This window comes from Tardiphaga sp. 42S5, assembly GCF_034044155.1.
GTDB classification, from domain to species: domain Bacteria; phylum Pseudomonadota; class Alphaproteobacteria; order Rhizobiales; family Xanthobacteraceae; genus Tardiphaga; species Tardiphaga robiniae.
Genome location: NZ_CP139027.1, coordinates 3,176,208 through 3,196,254, shown reverse-complemented (window position 1 = coordinate 3,196,254; position 20,047 = coordinate 3,176,208). Strand labels below are relative to the sequence as shown.

The 20,047-nt window shown below is 63.9% G+C and carries 11 protein-coding genes; 2 read left to right on the top strand and 9 right to left on the bottom strand.

Translation table 11 applies throughout. The features are described from left to right. The first annotated feature begins 149 nt into the window (after positions 1 to 149). A complete protein-coding gene (locus SFY93_RS14805; protein WP_320443640.1) occupies positions 150 to 1,460 on the top strand; it encodes a UDP-glucose dehydrogenase family protein in 1,311 nt (436 codons plus the stop codon). Positions 1,461 to 1,545: 85 nt separating this feature from the next. Here SFY93_RS14805 and SFY93_RS14800 read toward each other — a convergent pair whose 3' ends face one another. The 6 genes from SFY93_RS14800 to SFY93_RS14775 all read right to left on the bottom strand — a co-directional run bounded on the left by SFY93_RS14800 (position 1,546) and on the right by SFY93_RS14775 (position 7,446). Further along, positions 1,546 to 2,664 carry a cobalamin-independent methionine synthase II family protein gene (locus tag SFY93_RS14800; RefSeq protein ID WP_068738177.1) on the bottom strand — a complete coding sequence of 373 codons (1,119 nt, stop codon included), beginning with the start codon at positions 2,662 to 2,664 and terminating at the stop codon, positions 1,546 to 1,548. A gap of 31 nt (positions 2,665 to 2,695) precedes the next feature. Then, complete coding sequence (locus SFY93_RS14795) at positions 2,696 to 3,442, bottom strand: ABC transporter ATP-binding protein (RefSeq protein ID WP_320443639.1); 747 nt, start codon at positions 3,440 to 3,442, stop codon at positions 2,696 to 2,698. Then, positions 3,435 to 4,187: an ABC transporter ATP-binding protein gene (locus SFY93_RS14790; protein WP_089268231.1), complete on the bottom strand. Its 753-nt coding sequence runs from the start codon at positions 4,185 to 4,187 to the stop codon at positions 3,435 to 3,437. Before SFY93_RS14790 ends, SFY93_RS14795 begins: the two co-directional genes overlap by 8 nt. Then, positions 4,184 to 5,227 (bottom strand): branched-chain amino acid ABC transporter permease, encoded by a 1,044-nt coding sequence (locus tag SFY93_RS14785; RefSeq protein WP_320443638.1) that lies wholly within the window; start codon positions 5,225 to 5,227, stop codon positions 4,184 to 4,186. Before SFY93_RS14785 ends, SFY93_RS14790 begins: the two co-directional genes overlap by 4 nt. Before the next feature lie 7 nt (positions 5,228 to 5,234). Beyond that, positions 5,235 to 6,101, bottom strand: coding sequence for a branched-chain amino acid ABC transporter permease (locus SFY93_RS14780; protein ID WP_068738185.1), 867 nt, complete (start codon positions 6,099 to 6,101; stop codon positions 5,235 to 5,237). A 175-nt stretch (positions 6,102 to 6,276) separates the two neighbouring features. Next, a complete protein-coding gene (locus SFY93_RS14775) occupies positions 6,277 to 7,446 on the bottom strand; it encodes an ABC transporter substrate-binding protein (RefSeq protein WP_175366718.1) in 1,170 nt (389 codons plus the stop codon). 248 nt (positions 7,447 to 7,694) lie between these two features. On the opposite strand from SFY93_RS14775, the gene SFY93_RS14770 reads away from it, so the two are divergent. Then, positions 7,695 to 8,186 carry a MarR family winged helix-turn-helix transcriptional regulator gene (locus tag SFY93_RS14770; protein WP_320443637.1) on the top strand — a complete coding sequence of 164 codons (492 nt, stop codon included), beginning with the start codon at positions 7,695 to 7,697 and terminating at the stop codon, positions 8,184 to 8,186. Positions 8,187 to 8,726: 540 nt separating this feature from the next. On the opposite strand, the gene SFY93_RS14765 is transcribed toward SFY93_RS14770, so the two are convergent. The 3 genes from SFY93_RS14765 to SFY93_RS14755 form a co-directional block, all read right to left on the bottom strand. Continuing rightward, on the bottom strand, positions 8,727 to 11,855 hold the full coding sequence (locus SFY93_RS14765; RefSeq protein ID WP_320443636.1) for an autotransporter domain-containing protein: 3,129 nt from the start codon (positions 11,853 to 11,855) through the stop codon (positions 8,727 to 8,729). 171 nt (positions 11,856 to 12,026) lie between these two features. Further along, positions 12,027 to 15,401 carry an autotransporter outer membrane beta-barrel domain-containing protein gene (locus SFY93_RS14760; protein WP_320443635.1) on the bottom strand — a complete coding sequence of 1,125 codons (3,375 nt, stop codon included), beginning with the start codon at positions 15,399 to 15,401 and terminating at the stop codon, positions 12,027 to 12,029. 228 nt (positions 15,402 to 15,629) lie between these two features. Then, complete coding sequence (locus SFY93_RS14755; RefSeq protein WP_320443634.1) at positions 15,630 to 19,775, bottom strand: autotransporter outer membrane beta-barrel domain-containing protein; 4,146 nt, start codon at positions 19,773 to 19,775, stop codon at positions 15,630 to 15,632. Between the last annotated feature and the right edge of the window lie 272 nt (positions 19,776 to 20,047).

Below are 20,047 nucleotides of genomic sequence, written 5' to 3'. Positions count from 1 at the left end.
GAATTATGCTTGGCCCACTCTTTAGCACAGTCTGCCCACAGATGAAATGCCCTTCGATCCGCCTGCCGTCGTGTGAAAGTCGCGCGCTTCTGCTAGGATGTGCCAAGTTCAAATTCTCGCCTCTCGATCACTCAAAACGGGCTTTCTCCATGCGCATTGCGATGATCGGCACCGGTTACGTCGGCCTTGTGTCCGGCGCCTGCTTCGCCGATTTCGGCCATAACGTGATCTGCGTGGACAAGGACAGCAGCAAGATCGACGCCCTGCTCCGTGGCGAGATTCCAATTTTCGAACCCGGCCTCGACGCGCTGGTGGCCAGCAATGTGAAAAGCGGCCGGCTCGGCTTCAGTCTCGACCTCAGTGAAGCCGTGAAGACGGCGGATGCCGTGTTCATCGCGGTCGGAACCCCGTCCCGCCGCGGCGATGGCCACGCCGATCTCAGCTACGTGCATGCCGCCGCGCGCGAGATCGCCGCCAACCTGCGCGATTTTACCGTGGTGATCACCAAGTCGACCGTGCCGGTCGGCACCGGCGACGATGTGGAACGCATCATCAAGGAAGCCAATCCCGACGCCGACGTCGCCGTGGCGTCAAACCCGGAATTCCTGCGCGAGGGCGCCGCGATCCGCGACTTCAAGCATCCGGACCGGATCGTTGTCGGCACCGACGACGAGCGCGCACGCACGGTGATCTCGGAGATCTATCGCCCGCTTTATCTCAATCAGGCGCCCATCATGTATACGGGTCGGCGCACCGCCGAGCTGATCAAATACGCCGCCAACGCATTTCTCGCGACCAAGATCACCTTCATCAATGAAATCGCCGATCTGGCCGAGCGGACCGGCGCAGATGTCCAGGACGTCGCGCGTGGCATCGGCCTCGACAACCGCATCGGCGCGAAGTTCCTGCATGCTGGTCCCGGCTTCGGTGGCTCGTGTTTTCCGAAGGATACCCGCGCACTGGTCAAGACCGGTCAGGACTACGACGCGCCACTGCGGATCGTCGAGGCCGTCCTCACCGTCAACGATAACCGCAAGCGCGCCATGGCCCGCAAGGTGTCTGCTGCGCTTGGCGGCAATCTGCGCGGCAAGACTGTCGGCGTGCTCGGACTGACGTTCAAGCCCAACACCGACGACATGCGCGAGGCGCCGTCGATCCCCTTGATCACCGCGCTTCAGGATCTCGGCGCGACCGTGCAGGCCTACGATCCCGTCGGCATGGAACAGGCCAAGCACGAACTGCCGGATATCACCTATTGCGACGATGCCTATGCATGCGCGACTGGCGCCGACGCGCTCGTGATTGTGACCGAATGGGAACAGTTCCGCGCACTCGACCTCGCGCAAGTGAAGCAGAAGATGAAGCAGCCGGTCATCGTGGATCTGCGCAACATCTACCGCCCCGAGGAGATGGAGAAGGCCGGCTTCACCTATGAAAGCGTGGGTCGCGGTAAGTCCTAAGAGCTCATCGTCAGGAGACTGAAAATGCAAATGCCCGGCAAAAGCCGGGCATTTTTGTTAGTGAACCGCCCATCAGGCGACGTGCTTATTTGCCCCAAAGCTCGTTCGCGACATCGACTGCGAGCTTGAGCTTGGCCCACTGCTCCTCCTCGCTGAGGATGTTGCCTTCCTCGGTCGAGGCGAAACCGCATTGCGGTGACACGGCCAGTTGCTCAAGCGGCGCGAACTTCGAAGCCTCTTGCAGGCGCGCTTTGATGTCTTCCTTCTTCTCGAGCTCACCGAACTTCGAGGTGATGACACCGACCACGACGACCTTGTTGCCCTTTGGCAGGAAGCGCAGGGGTTCGAAACCGCCGGCACGATCCGAATCGTATTCGAGGAAGTAGCCGTCATAGTTGGTACCGGCGAGCAGCGTTTCAGCCACCGGCTCGTAGCCACCCGACGATATCCAGGTGGAGCGGAAGTTGCCGCGGCAGACATGCGTGGTGATCACCATATCCGCAGGACGCTCGGCGATCGCGTAATTGATGATGCGCGAATAGATCTGCTGCAGATTGTCGGCATCCTCGCCGCGCGCACGGACCTTGTTCAACTCATCTTCCGAGCAGAGATAGGCCCAGACCGTGTCGTCGAACTGCAGGTAGCGGCAGCCGGCGTCGTAGAACGCCTTCACCGCCTTGCGATAGGCCTTGGCGAGATCCTCGAAGAACACTTCGATATCCGGATAGACCTCCTTCGAGATCGCCTTGCGACCGCCGCGGAAATGCAGAACTGCCGGCGACGGGATGGTCATTTTCGCGGTGACGCCCGCGGTGTCGCAATGCTTCTTCAGAAACTTGAAGTGCGCCAGCATCGGATGATCGTCGGGGAAATCGACCTTGCCGATCACGCGCACCGAGTCGTGACGGGTCTCGACGCCGGTGAACTGGATGCCGGTGTCGGGATGATAGAGTTCGCAGCCGGTCAGCTTGGCGAGGAAGTCGAAGTGCCACCACGAACGACGGAACTCGCCGTCGGTGGCGAGCTTGAGGCCGGTCGAGGCCTGGCGATGCACAACCTTCTCGATCTCGATGTCTTCGACCTTGCGCAGGTCGTCGGCCGAAATCTCGCCCTTCTCCAGCTTGGCGCGCGCTTCCTTGATCGATGCGGGCCGCAACAGGCTGCCGACTTCGTCGGCTCGGAACGGGGCTTTGGTTCTCTGCATAGTCGTTACTCCAGAATGCTCGGTTTGCAGATCAGCCGGGTGTGCCGGCCGCGTGTTTGTTCTTGCTGCCGGCCGCGCCGGCGACGCCGAGGAAATGCTCCAGCACGGCAGGATCGGACTTCAACGCTGCACTCGTTGCATCATGCACGATGGTGCCGCGTTCCAATATCACGACACGATCGGCAAGCCCGAGTATTTTTTGGGCATTCTGTTCCACGATGATGGAACAGATGCCGCCGGCGCGTGTGATCTTGCCCAGCGCTGCCAGCAATTCATCGACGATGATCGGCGCAAGGCCTTCGGTCGGCTCATCCAGCAGCAGAACCTGCGGATTGAGCGTCAGCGCACGGCCAATCGCCAGCATCTGCTGTTCACCGCCGGAGAGCTGATTGCCGAAATTGTTCTTGCGCTCTTCGAGCCGCGGAAACATCTTGTAGATCTTCTTGACGTCCCATGGTCCGGGCTGCGCCACGGCGGTCATATTTTCTTCCACGGTGAGCGAGCGGAAGATATTGCGCTCCTGCGGCACCCAGCCGATGCCGGCGCGGGCGCGCTGGTCCGGCCGCAGCGACGTGATGTCCTTCCCGCCAAGCTTCAGCGTGCCGCTGAAGCGGCGGGTGACGCCGACGATGGAATTGATCAGCGTGGTCTTGCCAGTGCCATTGCGTCCGAGCAGCGCCAGCACCTGGCTTTCGCCGAGTTGCAGCGTCATCTTCGGAATGACCACGGCTTCGCCATAGCCCGCGCGCAGGTCATTGATGTCGAGAAGGTTAGACATCGGCGCCCTCGCCCAGATACACGGCCTTGACGCGCGGATCGCGCGCGACTTCATCCGGCGGGCCTTCCACCAGCATGGCGCCCGCAACCAGCACCGAGATGCGATCGGCAAAGGAGAATACCAGATCCATGTCGTGCTCGATCAGCAACACAGTGACGTCGCGCGGCAGGCTGGCGACGGCCGAGAGAATATCGTGGCGCTCGCTTTCCGGCACACCCGCAGCCGGCTCGTCGAGCAGCAGCACACGCGGCTTGGTGGCGATGGCGACGGCGATTTCGAGAAGGCGCTGCTTGCCATAGGGCAATGTCGCCGTCGGTTCATTCATGACGTCGAGCAGGTGAAAGCGCGCGAGGTTTTCCGCGATCGCGTCATTGACGTCACTGCGGGTGCCCATGCGACGCCACCAGTCGCTGCCATGGCCGAGATGTTCGGACGCAGCGAGACCGACCGTCTCCAGCGGTGTCATGTCGGGATAGAGCTGATTGATCTGGAATGTCCGGGACAGCCCGCGCAACACGCGCTTGTGCACCGGCAGCCCGGTGATGTCGTTGCCCTCGAGCAAGATGCGGCCGGAATTGGGCTTGAGCACGCCGGTCAGAAGATTGATCACGGTTGTCTTGCCGGCACCGTTCGGGCCGATCAGCGCGTGGCGTGCACCGGCCTCGATCTTGAGCGACAGATCGCGCGTGACCCGGAGCCCACCGAAGGATTTTTCGAGATTGACGGTTTCCAGCGCGATGGTCATGGCGCCTCACCTTCCGGCGCAACGACCGGCGTCTTGGCGCGGCTGAACTTGCTTGCGATCAGGCGCGGCAGGAACATCGCCCAGCGATGCATGCGGTCGCGGCCGATCAGCACGATGACCACCAGCACGGCGCCGATCCAGAACTGCCAGTATTGCGGCGTCAGTGTCGAGAACAGCTCCTGCAGCAGTTTGAAGATCACCGCACCGATCAAGCCGCCATAGAGATAGCCGGTGCCGCCAATGATTAGCACCAGCATCAGGTCGGCGGAGCGATCGAAGGCGAAACCATCGAGCGAGGCCAGCGCCGTCGTCTGCGTCGAGAGTGCGCCGGCAACACCCGCATAGAAGGCGGCGATGGTGTAGATTGCGATCAGCCGACGATTGACGGGAATGCCGATCGCCGAGGCGCGCAGCGGATTGTTGCGGATCGCTCGCAGCGACAGGCCGAACGGCGAATGCACGATGCGTCGCGCCAGCAGGAACAAGACGAAAAGCACACAGAGACAATAGATGAAGCCGACCTTGCCGAAGATATCGAACGAGAACTGGCCGAGGATCGGCGCCATCTCGATGCCCTGAAGGCCATCGGAGCCACCAGTGATATTGGAGAAGCGGTTGGCGAGTTCACGCAGGAGCAGCGCGATGCCGAGCGTCACCATCAGCCGCGTCAGATCTGACCCGCGCATGACGAGGAAGCTGGTGACGAAGCCGAGCGCCATTGCGGCGAGACCAGCAACTACCAATGCAATCACGGGTTCGGTGACGATACCGTGCAATGCGAGGAGTCCCGCCGCATAGCCACCGAAGCCGAAGAATGCGGCGTGGCCGAGCGAGACGATGCCGGCATAGCCGAGGATCAAGTCCAGCGACAACGCAAACAGCGCGAGCCAGGCGATCTCGGTGAGGATCAGGTAGCGGTTCGGAAACAGCAGGATGCAGCCGGCAGCAAGCAGCCAGAATACGACTTCCGGCCAACGCCATTTGGCACGCGCCATGGCGAAGGTGCCGACTTCGGGATGGGTGGTGCTGTTTGCGCTCATGATGCTCTCACCGCGCTGCCGTACGGCCAAACAGGCCGTTCGGGCGCCAGATCAGGATCACGATCATCATGGTGTAGATCACGAAGGCGCCGAGCTTCGGCACGTAATATTTGCCGGCGACGTCGCCGATGCCGAGCAGCAGCGAGGCCAGGAACGGCCCGGTGATGCTGGACGAGCCGCCGACCGTCACCACGATCAGGAAGTAGATCATGAACTTCAGCGGGAAGTACGGATCGAGGCCGAGGATTTCCGCGCCAAGTGCGCCGCCCATGCCAGCCAGTCCGCAGCCGAACGCGAAGGTCAGCGCGAAGACCTGCGGGACGTTGATACCCAAACCCGACGCGGCGCGCGGATCGTCCACCGCGGCGCGCAGCCGGCTGCCGAAGCGCGTCTTCGACAGGATCATCTGCAATGCGATGGTGAGCAATCCGCAGATCACGATGATCATCAGGCGATAGCGACCGACACCAAGGCCGAACAGATTGATCTGTCCCTGCAAATAATCCGGAAGATGGATAAAGGTCTGCGCTGAGCCCATGAAGTAGTCCATCGCCGTCACGGACATGAAGACGAGGCCGATGGTGAACAGTACCTGGTCGAGATGGCTGCGCGTATAGAGGTGGCGATATAGCGATCGCTCCAGCACGGCGCCGATCGCAGCGCTCACTACGAAAGCAATCGGCAAGGCCGCAAAGAATGGCAGGCCGGCGCGATTGACCAGGATCGCGCAGGCATAACCGCCCGCCATGGCGAAGGCGCCGTGGGCGAGGTTGACGAAGTTCATCAGGCCCAGCGTCACCGCCAGCCCGCACGCCAGCACGAACAGCAACATGCCGTAGGCGACGCCGTCGAACAGAATGGTGAGAAGGGTCATGAAAGCGAGTTAGCCGTGATTAGAGAAACGTGAGATCGATATTTTAAAGCGACGTCATGGCCGGACTTGTTCCGGCCATCCATGCCTTGGCCAAAACGAAGACGTAGATGCCCGGGATAAGCCCGGGCATGACGTGGAGAGCGCGGTGCCAAACACGCGCTCCCTCCACGCAGCATTACTTCTTCGTCTTGCCGGGATCCTTCACCGCCTCGAAGGTCGCGAATTCGATGTTGTAGAGTTCGCCGTCCACCTTCTCGACCTTGCGGATATAGATGTTCTGCACGATGTCGCGGGTCTCCGGATCGATCGAGATCGGGCCGCGCGGGCTCTCCCACTTCATGCCCTTCATCGCCGCGATCAGGCTGTCCCCGTCGGCCTTGCCGCCGGTCTTCTTCAGTGCCTCATAGACGAGATGGATGCCGTCCCAGCCGCCGACGGCCATGAAGCCCGGACGGGTGTTGTAGGCCTTCTTGTAGGCCGCAACGAACTCCTTGTTCATCGCCGAGGGATGCGCTGCCGAATAGAGATGCGCGGTCACGGCGCCCAAGGCTGCATCGCCCATGTTGTTGAGCAGGTCGTCGTCCATCACGTCGCCGGGTCCGATCACCTTGATGCCGGACTTGTCGAGGCCACGCTCGGCATACTGCTTCATGAAGTTACCGCCCTGCCCGGCGGGCACGAACACGAACACCGCGTCGGGCTTGCTGTCCTTCATGCGCTGCAGGAACGGCGCGAAGTCGGGATTGGCGAGCGGCACCTTGACCTCTTCGACGATCTCGCCGCCGCCGGCCGTGAAGTGCTCCTTGAAGAACTGCAGTGCGTCGTTGCCCGGTGCGTAGTCGGAGGTCAGCGTCGCGACCTTCTTGATGCCGTTCTTGGCGGCCCAGTCACCGATGATGGTGGAGGACTGCGCCAGCGTGAACGAGGTGCGCACGATATAGGGCGAACGCTCGGTGATGATCGAGGTGCCCGCGGCCATCACGATTTCCGGCACCTTGGCCTGGGTCGCGAGCGGCGCAGCAGCGAGCGCAGCCGGCGTCACGCCGAAGCCGGCGATGATGTTGACCTTCTCGTTGACGATCAGTTCCTGCGCGAGGCGCTTGGTGTTGTCAGGCAGCGCCGCGTCATCCTTGAGGATGATTTCGACTTTCTTGCCAGCAACGGTGTCGCCGTTCTTCTGCTGATAGAGCTTGATGGCGTTATTGATCTGCTGGCCGGTCGAAGCCTGGCCGCCGGTCATCGGCACGATCAGGCCGATCTTGACGGTCTCCTGCGCCTGCGCGAGCCCGCCGATGGACAGCACGCTGACAGCGGTCACGGTCGCGGAAATCAAATTCCTCAGCATTAATTCCTCCTCTGTAGGTGATGCCGGCTCTTCAAGGCCGTGAAGTCATAGTCGCCATCCGCTGTCGCCCGCGATGATGATCGCCCGCGATAACGGAGCCATGTTGACCTGTCAACGGCTGGGTTGACAACACAACGCGGTCTGTTGAACTGCGTAATTCCGACGCATCGTGGCATGCTGCTAAAGTCTAGCCAAGCATTCACGGGCCGCTCGATTTCCGTTCATTTCAGATTGCAGATCGTATCCAGATGACAAAGCCGGTGATCAATCATGGACGATATGTACCGGCGCTCATCAATTTCCTAGGCAACAAGCTCGCCGCGGGCGCCTCAAGCGCCTATCGGCGCGAATTCGGCGTCGGCGTCACGGAATGGCGAATCCTCTCGAAGCTCGCCAGCGAAGACGCGTGCACCGCACAACAGATTTGCCAGTATTTCGACCTCGACAAGGGTCTCGTCAGTCGCACCCTTAAATCTCTGGTCGATAACGGCAGCGTGACAGTAACCGATCTAGCCGGCGACAACAGGCGCGTCGTCATCCTGACCAAATCCGGGCGCGCGCTGCATGACCGGATCATCGAACTGGCACTGGACCGCGAAAAGGTGCTGCTGGAGTGCCTCGATGAGAAGGAAGTCGAAAAGCTGATCGACATGCTGGGCCGCCTGCTGGCACAAGCACCGGCGGTCAACGCGGTGCAGGTTCGCAAACCCGCCGCATCGAAACGCAAGACCACGGCGTGAGACGACAGGGCTGAGTGCGGCCACGCGCCGTCCTTGCCCGCGCCTGTGCGCGGGAGTGGCGGTCCCAAGGTTCTCCCTCGACAATGAGGGAGATGAAGCGCCGAAAGGCGCGACTTGGTAACAGTGCCGCAGCGTAGTGTCCGGATCGCCGGACAGCAGAGGCCGCGGAAACGCCTTTCGACGCTCCATCGTGGCGATTTCTGTCCCTGGGACCGTTCTTCCGGGCAAAGGCGCAGACTTCCGCAGTCCGCTTATCCCGACGGTTTCCCGCCGTTCACCAATGCCACGTCCAGCCAGCATAAGTGGCAGACCCCCGTAGTGGGGCCGGACGGTGACCCAAGGCCTCCCGAGTGCGTGAGGGAACGTCTCCCTCCCGCCCGCAGGCGCCACATCCCACCCCGCGCCAGTCGGCGTCCCGGTAACGCTCCCTCAAGTGGAGCGGAGTAGATGGGAATATATACTGAAATCAAAATATGTCAAGGATTATTTTCAGATTTCTGCCGACCGAATTCGCGCAGCGCACCGCGCCCTCGGCACCTGCTACCACTGATAACGCACCACGCCCTTGCCGGCATAGGAGCGCGTCACATCCGAGAACTCGCCCTCGAACGCCGCGCCGACGCTGATCCCGCTGACGAAGCGCAACTCGGCCTCCGCCATGGTGAGCGCGGCATCAGCAGCCGGCGATGCGCCGCCCACCACGAAGCTGGCGCCGGGCAACGCCTGAAAGGTCGCTGTGGCCGAGCGGTCGGTGTTGGTGTCGTGCGCCCAGGCTGCGCGACCGCGCAAGGTGAGGATCGCATCGCTGATCGCAAACGACTTGTCGCTGCGCAGACCAAGTTCGCTGCGCGGTGCGGTGATGCCCTTGGCAGAATAGGCCAGCGCAAACGTCGTCGGCCCCGACAAGGTGGTCTCGGCATAGGCCGGCAGGTCGAGATAGGTCACCTGCGCCGCGGCATAGGGCGTGAGCCCGATGCCGCCGAGCCACGGCATCACGGTGCGATGGCCAGCCTCGAGCCGTGCCGAAAAGCTGTTGGTGGTGAAGTTGGCGCGCAACTGGTCGATGCCGGCCACGGCCACCAAGCGATCGGTGGTGACGTCCTGCCAGCCATAGGCCGCCGCCGCCGTGACATAGGCCGAGCCGGTCGTGTGGCGCACGAAGCCGCCGAGCTGGAACAGGTCGGAACGGCCCGAGCCGCCGCCTTCGACGCTGAAGCTTGTGGCGCCGCCGGACAGCGCAAAGCCGGCGACGGTCCGTGGCGACAGATGATAGTCGGCACCGACCGCCACGCCGCCGATCCGGCTGGTGGACGTGTTCGAGCCGGCCGATGCATTGCCGTCGGTGGTCTGGGTGCCGCCGAAGCCCGCGGCCCACACGTTCCAGAACGGCCGGAATGCGGGAACGATTGGCACCGCCTTGGTGATCATCGCGAAGGCATCGCGGGCGGAGCCTTTGCCGCTGGCCGCGTAAGAGCCCGTTGCGTCGCCCTCCGCGTAAGGCATCGCCGACGACGCGTTGCCACCGCGGCCGGCAATGGTCGGATCGGACATCGCGCCGATGAACTGCGTCGCCGCGTTGAGCCCCGCCTGATACGTCGCGGTCGGCGTCTCGCCGGAAATCTGGGTCAGCGCGGCGGTGAGATTGCTGCCGCTCAGGGTCAGCACCGCGTCGAAGCGCGCTGGCCGCGCCCCACCCTGGTACAAGTAGCTGTCATGTGCGGCGACCAGCGCCGCGTGATTCCGCGACAGGATCACATCGCTGGCGAAGCCACCGGTGATCGTCAGCGTCACGTCGGTGGCACTGTAGCTGAGACTGCTGGTGAAGGCGGCCGGCGCGCTGACGCCGGTAAACGTGCCATTCAGCGCGGCCGCATGCAGAATGGGCTCGATAATCGTCCAGTGTTGCCATCCCGACGCCGCGGCAATCTTCACCGTGCCGCCGAGAAACGCCGTGCCCGACACATTGACGGAGGTCACGCCATTCGGGTTGACCTGCACGAGATAGGTAGAGCCCGGCTGAAAGCCGATCGTGCCCGCCACCGTCATCGACGGCAGCGTGGCTGGAAAGCCCGGCAGGTAGAGCAGGCCCGGCTTGAAAGTACCGCCATCTTCGACCTGCAACTTGCCCACCGTGCCGGTGCCCTGCAGCACACCGCCGCTGAGCACCGAGACCTGGCTCGAAGCAGCGATCGAACCGTCGACCTGCAGGATGCCGCTCTGGACCTGCGTCAGATTGCTGTAGCTGCTGGTGCCCGACAGGATCAGCATCCCCGGGCCGGTCTTGATGATGCCGCCGGGCGAAATGCCGTCGACGATCGCGCCGGTGATGCGGGCATCCTGCTGGGTGGCGATGGACGCCATGCCGGCGACGCGGATCGCATTGTCGATGCTTAGTCCGGGCGCCGTCATATTCAGCGTACCGCCGGCCTGGAGCGTCAGGGCGCCGGTGCCGATGGACTGCGAATTGTTGATCGCCAGCGTGCTGCCCACCGTAACGGTCGTGCCGCCGCTATAGGAGTTGATACCCTGGAGCGCGACCGTCGTGCCGGCGGCCGTGCTGATCGCGACAGCACCGCCGCCGGTGATCGCATTGTTATAGGTCCAACTCGCGCCGGTCTGCGCCAGTGTCATCAGCCCGGAGGCGATGACGAGATTGCCGGTGAGTGTCGCCGCACCCGACATGGTCAGCGCATTGCTGCCGCCGGTGAAGACGATGGCGTTGCCGAGGCCGCCATTGTTGCCGCCACGGCCCGACGCGATGACGCCGCTGTTGACGATGGTGAGATCGGCGCCGGTGACGCCGGCGCCGCCGAGCCCGGCGCTGCCCAGATATCCCTGCGAATTGACTTGATTCTGCCCGGCCACGCCGCCGGTGCCGCCCTGGATCGTGCCACCGTTGAGCAAGGTTGCGCCGCCCGTGGTGAAGGCGATGCCGGCGCCGCCGTCACCGCCACGCCCGCCCAGGCCGATGGCGGGGAGATTAGCGTCCGCAGGAAGCTGTCCGCCCGCACCGCCGGCGCCGCCCGTACCACCGGTCAGGAATGCCGCGCCGGTGAGGGTGATCACACTGGCGCCGGTGACCGACACGGCGTTCCCGCCCGCGCCGCCACCGCCTCCGCCGCCGCCACTGCCATTGCCGCTGCCATTGCCACCGGCACCGCCGTTGCCGCCACTGCCAGCGGCGATGATCGAATTGAGCGACGACGGCCCGGCGACGGTCTGTCCATTGGCGCCGCCATTGCCGCCACCACCGCCGCCACCGCCGCAGGAAGGACCCACCGCGCTTGCACCGGCCGCGCCGGTGCCGCCGCCACTCGCAGCGGGCGTGCTGCCGCCGGTCCCGCCGGCCCCGCCACCGGCGCCGCCGCCACCGCCGCCGCCACCGCCGGCGCTGCACAGGCCATTAGACCCCCCGGCACCGCCAGCCGCGCCATCGCTGCCGCCGGCGCCGCCGACGGTCAACGGCGAGGGAAGAGTCGACCCGGCCGCCGCGCTGTTGCCGCCGGCTCCGCCGTCGGCCAGCGCCGATGCCGTGCCGAGCAACATCGCGGCGAGCGCGGCGAACGAAAGCTTCGGCTTGAGGTGATGGCGACTGCCGTACAGCGATGCCCGCAAGGCAACGCCCGTGCGCGTCGTGTCGCCGCGCATCGTCACCTGCAAATTTTTCAAGTCGCTGTCCCCGGCCCGGATGTCCACGCCTGCTGGCATCAGCCGAGCGACGAATCACAGATAGCCTATCGCAACCGAAGGTGGTTCGGGCAGTTAGTTACCGATATCCCGGCTATCAGGAAATAGCAGGTCGTAGGGCGGATTAGGCGAAGCCGTAATCCGCCCTACTCGTCACCACTGATAACGCGCAACGCCCTTGCCGGCATAGGAGCGCGTGACATCCGAGAACTCGCCTTCGAAGGTTGCCGCGAGCGACAGGCCGCTGATGAATGACATCTCGGCCGAGGCCGTGGTGAGCGCGGCATCATGCGCCGCCGCTGCGCCGGACACGGTGAACGATGCGCCAGGCAACGACTGGAACGTCGCCGCCACGCTGCGATCGCTGTTGAAGTCGTGCGCCCATGCCGCGCGGCCACGCAGCGTCAGGATCGCATCGTTGACGGCGAAAGACTTGTCAGTGCGCAGGCCGAGCTCGCTGCGGGTCGATGTCACTGTCTTGCCCGCGTAGTTCAGCGCAAAGGTGCTGGCGCCGCCATTGACGGTTTCCGCATAGGACGGCAGGTCGAATGCGATCACCTGCACGGCGATATAGGGCGTCACGCCGACGCCACCGAGCCATGAACTCACTGTGCGATTACCGCCTTCGACCCGCGCCGAATAGGCATTCGCATTGAACTGGGCATGCAGGCGATCGAGGCCCGTAACCGTCACGATGCGGTCGGTGGTGACGTCCTGCCAGCCATAGGCGGCAGCGGCGGTGATATAGGCAGACGACACGCTGTGGCGCACGAAGGCGCCGGCCTGAAACATGTCCGAATGACCGCTGCCGCCATTGGCCACGGAGAAATTGGTGCCGGCGCCCGCAAGCGCGAAACCGGCGATGGTGGTCGGCGACAACAGCACATCGGCGCCGACGGCGGTGCCGCCGATGCTGCTGCGCGCGGTGTTCGATCCCGTCGCCGCATTGCCGTCGGTGGTCTGCGATCCGCCGAAGCCCGACGCCCAGACGCTCCAGCGTGTCTCGAATGATGGCGCCAGCGGCGGCGCCTTGGTCAACATCGCAAAGGCATCGTGCGGCTTGCGCGTCGCCGCATATCCCATCGCGCCCGGCGTATCAAAGCTCCTGCCCGCGCTGAACGGATCGGTCATCATGCCCATGAACTGCGTCATGGCATTGAACGTCGTCTGCTGCGATCCGGTCGCAGTCTCGCCCGAGGCCTGCGTCAGCGCGTTGCGCAGCGCGTCGCCGGTGAGCGCAAACAGCGCGTTGAACTGGCCCGGCATCGTGCCGCCGCTCATCAGCGCATTGTCGATGGCGGTTGCGACGCCCTTCTGATTGCGGCCGGCACTGTCCGGCAGGTTCGGGCTGAGCAGGCCGGGATCGAGGGTCAGCAGCACCGCGTTGCCCACATAGCTCAGCCGCGCATTGCGCGCGAAGCTGTTGAGCACGGTTGTGGTGTCGAAGCTGCCGCTGATCGTGCCGGCAGTCAGGATCGTATAGGTCGTCGTCGCGGTGAGGCGCGCCAGCGGATCGACCGCGACCCTGCCGGCCAGCGTCGCGGTGCCGGTGACGATGGTCTTGTCGGATGATGCTCCGGAAATCTGCACCAGATAGGTCGATGCCGCCGTCATCGTCAGGCTGCCGCTGACATTGAGCGTGCCGATCGAATTGCCCGGCGCCAGCACGCCGCCATTGATCAGCGTGTCGCCGACAAAGCCGCTGCCGCCGAGCGTGCCGCCTGAATTCACCGTGGTCAGCGACGACGACGCGATCGAACCGTTGACGCTGAGCGTGCCGGCATTGACGATGGTCTCGCCGGTATAGGTGCTCTGCCCGGTGAGGATGGTGTTGCCTTGACCGGCCTGGATCAGTTTACCGGTGCCGAGGCTGTCGCTGATGACGCCGGCGAATGTGTATGTGTTGGAGCGGTTGAAGATCAGCGTGCCCCCATTATCGACATCGCCGATGATGGAGCCGGTGGTGCCGCCATTGCCGAGCTGCAGCGTGACGCAGTCGCAGACGATGGTGCCGCCGGTATAGGTGTTGGCGCCCGTGAAGATCGCAGTGCCCGTGCTGCCAAAGCCGCCGACCCAGACCTCGACCTTCCCGGCCGCGCCATCCTTGATCATGCCGGCGAAGGTGGATGTCGTGCTGTCCATCGCGGTGACCAGCCGGGCATCGCCGGCCGTTGTGGTCACCGTGCCGGCGCCGGAGAGCGAGCCGATGGCGGCGAACAGGCTGCCATTGAGATCGAGCACCGCACCGGCAGCGATGTCGTGGCGGCTGTTCATGCTCGGCATGCCCGCGGACGGCGACAGTTGCAGCGTGCCGGCCTCGATCGAGGTGACGCCGCTGTAGTCGTTCGTGCCGGACAACAGCAGCGTGCCGGCGCCGCGCTTGATCAGACCGCCGGTGCCGGTGAGGTCCTGGGTGAGTTCGAATGTGTTGACGGCATTGGCGATGTCGAAGCCGCCGCCACTCGCACCCCAGTTGATGGTGCGTGCGGTCGAATTGAATGTCGTGCCGGTGATCTGGAGGACACCGCCATTGAAGGTCAGCGCCCCCGCTGCACCGCCGAGGTTGGCATCCTGCGCAACGCTGATAGTGCCGCCCGCAAAGGTCGTGCCGCCGGTATAGGTGTTGGTGCCCGACAGCGTCATCGTGCCGGTGCCGGTCTTGACCAGCGAAGCACCGGTGCCACCGACACCGCCGCCGTCGGCGATGACGCCGGTGACGTTGGTCGAGAGGTTGTTGCCACCGACCGTCAATTCGTTCTGGCCAAGATAGAAAATGCCGCCGCCGCTGATCGAGCCGGCGCTGAGCTTGTTGTCGCCAAGGGGGCCGGCCGAACTGCTGAAATCCGTGGTGCCTGCCGCGCCATTGGCGATGGCCGCGTTACCGGCCGTGCTGAAGTTGTCGAATGTAAGGAAGTAGTTGTTGGTGATGGTGGCGTTGCCGGCCGTGCTGGAGTTGAAGAAGTTCAGGGCGTTGTTGGTGGTGATGGCGGCGCTGCCGGCCGTGCTGGTGTTGGAGAATTGCAGGAACCAATTGTTGGCAATGGTAGCGCTGCCGGCCGTGCTGGTGTCGCTGAAGTACATAAAGCCGGCGTTGGTGTTGGTGATGGTGGCGCTGCCGGCCGTGCTGGAGTTGAAGAAGTAGATCGAGCTGCCGTTGACGATGGTGGCACTGCCGCCATTGATGGCGATACCGGCGCCGGTGAACAGGACACCCGGGCCGCCGGTGAAGCTGTAGGCCGACGCCCCGGCATTGAAGGTCCAGCCATCGAGGGTCGTACCGGCCGAAAATGACAGCGCGGTCACGGTGGAGGTGCCGAAGAACGCCGTTCCTGTTGGTACCCCGGCCGGGCCCCAGTTGGCGGCGTCGTTGAAGTTGCCGCTGCCGGGACTGGCGAGCCAGGTGGCGTCCTGCGCCGCCGCCGGCAGCGCCGCCAAAAAGGGCGCCAGGCCCAGCGCCGACGACGCCAGTAAAATGGCCCGCAACCAGCGCGCCGTCCCGAGGCTCTGGTTGAGAATCCGCATCGCCATCCGCCATCCCGTTACAGTTCGACGCACAACGGCGCGGCGAGGCCGTGTATCGGAGCGGACCCTGCCACAATGGAACCGCGCCGTCGTCGCATTTTGCGCAACGCGACGCGCGACACCCAAAAATGATCGGTTCGGCAGGTGATTCACCGGCAATGTTGCCGGAAAGTCACAACCCGTTGGCGTCCTTGCACGACGATCAGGCCGACGCCACCCGTGAGGCAGGTTCGATCACCACCTGTAGCGTGCGGTGCCCTTGCCGGCATAGGAGCGCGTGACATCCGAGAACTCGCCTTCGAAGGTTGCCGCGAGCGAGATGCCGCTGATGAATGACATCTCGGCCGAGGCCGTGGTGAGCGCAGCATCACGCGCCGCCGCTGCGCCATTCACGACGAAGCTGGCGCCGGGCAACGACATGAACGTCGCCGATGCGGCGCGGTCGGTGTTGAAATCATGCGCCCAGGCCGCGCGGCCGCGCAGCGTCAGCAGCGCATCGCCGACCGCATAGGATTTGTCGGTGCGCAGGCCGAGTTCGCTGCGGGTGTCGTTGACGGTCTTGGATGTGTAGCTGAGCGCGAAGGCGCTGCTGCCGGCGACAGCGGTTTCCGCATAGGCCGGCAACATGACGGCGGTGAACTGGACGGCGGCGTAAGGCGTGAGACCGAGCCCGCCCTGCCATGACGTAACGGTGCGATTGCCGACTTCAAAACGTCCGGAAAACGTATTGGGGCTGAAACGCGCCTGCAACTGATCCGTCATCACGCTGCGGTTGGTGGTGACGTCCTGCCAGCCATAGGCCAGTGCGCCGGACAGATAGGTCGAGCCGATGGCGTGGCGCACGAAGCCGCCGATCTGAAACAGGTCGGAGCGGCCGGAGCCGCCGCCCGTCACGCTGAAGTTCGTGCCGCCGCCGGCCATCGCAAAACCGGCGACGGTGTTGGGCGATATCAGATAGTCGGCGCCGATGGCGGCACCATAGATGCGGCTGGTCGATGTGTTCGAACCGGCGACCGCATTGCCATCGGTGGTCTGCGTACCGCCGAAGCCCGACGCCCACACGCTCCAGCGCGGATCATAGGCTTGCGCCAGCGGCGCCTTGGTGAACATCGCATAGGCATCGCGCGCCGCACGGCTCTTCGCTGTCGATGCATAGGCGCTGGCATTGCCTTCGTCGGCGAATCCCATCGCGCCCGGCGCCGTGCCGCCGCGACCTGCTGCAAAGACGTCGGTCATCGATCCCAAGAACTGCGTCGCCGCACCCATGGCGATCTGCTGCGATCCCGTCGCGGTCTCGCCGGAAGCCTGCGTCAGCCCGGTGGCGGTCAGTCCGCCATAGACCAGCGGAATGCCGCCATTGCGGTTGAAGTAACTGACCAGCGCGTTGCCGACGCCGGACTGATTGCCACTGAGGCCGGTGTTGGGTGGCGGGATGAAGTTCAGCGCGAGGTCGAGATAGGCATTGTTGGCGTCGTAGCTCAGGCTGGTCTTGAAGCCCGACGGCAGATTGGTGTTGATCTGGGAGCCGAAGGTGCTGCCGCCGAACCCGCCCGTGGCATTGAGGATGGTGTATTGCCTGGCGACGTAAGTCCCCGCCGCGAAGCTGGCATTCACCGTCGCGCCTGACAGCGTCGCTGTTCCCGTGACGTTGACGCGGTCGGCATTGGCGGGCGAGACCTCGATCATGTAGCTCGACGCCGCCGTGAGAACGAGATTGCCCTGCACGGTAAGAAGACCGATCGAATTGCCCGGCGCCAATGTGCCGCCGTTGATGGTCGCGTTGCCGACAATGCCGTTGCCGCCAAGCGTACCGCCGCTGTTCACCGTGACGCCGCTCGACGCCAGGATCGAGCCGTTCACGCTCAACGTGCCACCGTTGACGGTCGTCGCGCCGGTGTAGGTGTTGGTCGCCGACAGCGTCAGCGTGCCGGTGCCGGTCTTGATCAGCGCGCCGCCGGTGCCGCCGCTGTTGCCGCCATCGGCGATGACACCACTGACGGTGGTGGACAGATTGTTGCCGCCGACGGTGAGCGTCTTCCCGCCGAGGCGATGGCTGCCAGCCCCCTCGATCGAGCCAGCGGCCATTCCCGACGCCGTCAGACCGGAGATATCGAACGTGCTGCCGGCATTGTTGATAAACCGCGCGCTGCCGCCATCGCTGCTGTCCTCAAAAAAGGTATTGCCGCCGGTATTGTTGACGACGGTGGCGCTGCCGGCCGTGCTGGTGCCGTAGAAGCCAAGGAAGTTGTTGTTGGTGATGGTGGCACTGCCGGCCGAGCTGGCGAAGTTGAAGCCCAGGGTGCCGCCGCTGTTGTTGGTGATGGCGGCATTGCCAGCCGTGCTGGTGTCGTTGAAATTCAGGGTGCCGCTGTTAGCGATGACGGCGCCGCCGGCTGAGCTACTGTTCTGAAAGTAGAGTTCGAAATTGTTTGTGATGGCGGCGGTCCCAGCCGTGCTGGTGTCGGTGAACAACACGGTGTCGTTGTTGGTAATCGCAGCGCTGCCGGCGGTGCCGCTGTCACGAAAATGCAGTTCGGCATTATTGGCAATCGTGCTCGAGGCGAGGCTCCCCGAAATTGCAAGTGTGCCGCCGCTGATGGTCGTCGTGCCGGTATAGGTATTCGCCGCCGTCAAGGTCAGTGTGCCGATGCCCGTCTTCGTCAGCCCGCCGCTGCCGGTTAGCGCGGTCGCGAAGGTGACGTTGTGGCCAAAGGTGTCGAACGTCGCGCCGTTGGCGCCGATGGCATTGAGACGGCTGGAGATGTCCGTCGAGTTGCCGCCCCATCGCAGGCCGCCACCGTTAATCGTGATATTGCCGCTGCCGAAATTGCTGACGCCCGCAAAGTTGATAAGGCCGCCGGTAATCGTGGTGCCGCCGGTATAGGTGTTGGTACCGGTCAAATCGAGGATGCCGGCGCCGGTCTTGGTCAGACCACCGGTTCCGGTCAACGCGGTCGCGAAGACGACGTCATTGCCATTGGTATCGAACGTCGCGCCGTTGGCGCCGATGGCGTTGAGGCGGCTGGAGATGTCGGTGGTGCTGCCGATCGCCCATTGCAGGCCGCCGCCATTGAGCGTGACATTGCCGGTGCCGAAATTGCCGCCATTGGCGAAATTGATGAGGCCACCGGTGATCGTGGTGCCGCCGGTATAGGTGTTGGTGCCGGACAAAGTCAGCGTGCCGGTGCCGATCTTGACCAGCGAGGCGCCGGTGCCGCCCGCGTTGCCGCCATCGGCGATCACGCCGGTGACTTCGGTCGACAGGTTGTTGCTGCCGACCGTCAGCTCGTTGGCGCCGAGAGAGAAAGTGCCGTTGCCGGCGATGGAGCCGGCGCTGATCTTGTTGTCGCTGTTCGGTCCGGCGGTGTCGGAGAAATCGAATATGGCGTTGGTCGCATTGTTGATCAATTGCGCGTTGCCGGCCGTCGAGGTGTTGCTGAAAGAGCCTGCGACAAAGGACACTGTGCCGGCGTTGGTGATGGTCGCGCTATCCGCGGTGGTGGAGTCGCGGAATTGGATCGTCGCACCGGCGTTGTTGGTGATCGTCGCATTGCCGGCCGTCGATTGCTGGACGAAAGTCATCAGTCCGTTGTTGATAACCGTGGCGTCGGCCAGCGTGGAGTTATTATAGATCCCTAACGTGCCGGTGCTGGCGTTCGTGATGTGCGCGTTGCCGGCGGACGCGTCAGCTATTAGTTGCATGGAGCCGTTGTTGGTGATCGTCGCGTTTGCCGCCGTGCTGCTGTAGTAGAGATCGAAATTAGAGTTGTTGACGATGGTCGCGCTGCCGGCCGTGCTGCTGTTCTGGAGGTAAAGGTAGGCGTTATTGATGATCGTCGCGCTGCCCAGCGACGCCGTGTCGATGGTCTGGAGGACGCCGCTGCTGTTGGTGATGACGGCATTGCCAGCCGTGCTCGTGTCGCGAAAGATCAGGCCGCTGCCGTTGAGGTTGATCGTGGCATTGCCGGCCGTGCTGCTGCCTTGGAAGGAATTGTTGGTGCCGGCGTTAAAATTGATTGTCGCGCTACCGCCGTTGATCGCGATGCCGGCGCCGGTGAAGGTCTGATTGGCGGTGACGTCGAATGTGTAGGCCGAGGCCCCGGCATTGAACGTCCAGCCGCCGATACTGCCGGCGGTGCCCAGCGTCAGCGCCGTCGTCGCCGAGGTACCGAACGTGGCGGTGCCGGTCGGCACGCTGCCGGAGCTCCAGTTGCTGCCGGTGTAGAAATCGCCTGAGCCCGGATTGGCGAGCCAGGTCGCATCCTGGGCCGCCGCCGGGGTGCCCACGGCCGCCAGCGCTGTCGTGGCCAACAGTGCAGCTCGCAGCCGTTTGCCGTTGGCGCTCCGCAGTCCGACATAATTATAATGTGCACCGAACATCTTTTACCCCGGTCGATAGAGGTTCGCGGCGCCCGTCCGGCATCGCAGTCCGCTTCGGCACGACTCCTCGTATTGTCCCTGACCATTTCTGTCATTTCCGGTCGGGAAATCCTGATATTGCGGCCGAGAGATTCTGAAATTTTTCTGATATTCGGTGCGCCGGTGGGGTTGGGCGCACTTTCCGGGGTGCCCGGGGCACGAAACGGGATCAGCTGCCGGTTGGAGGGGGCGGTGCCACGCTTTTCCGGTTTTGAACGCGACCCGGAGCGCGC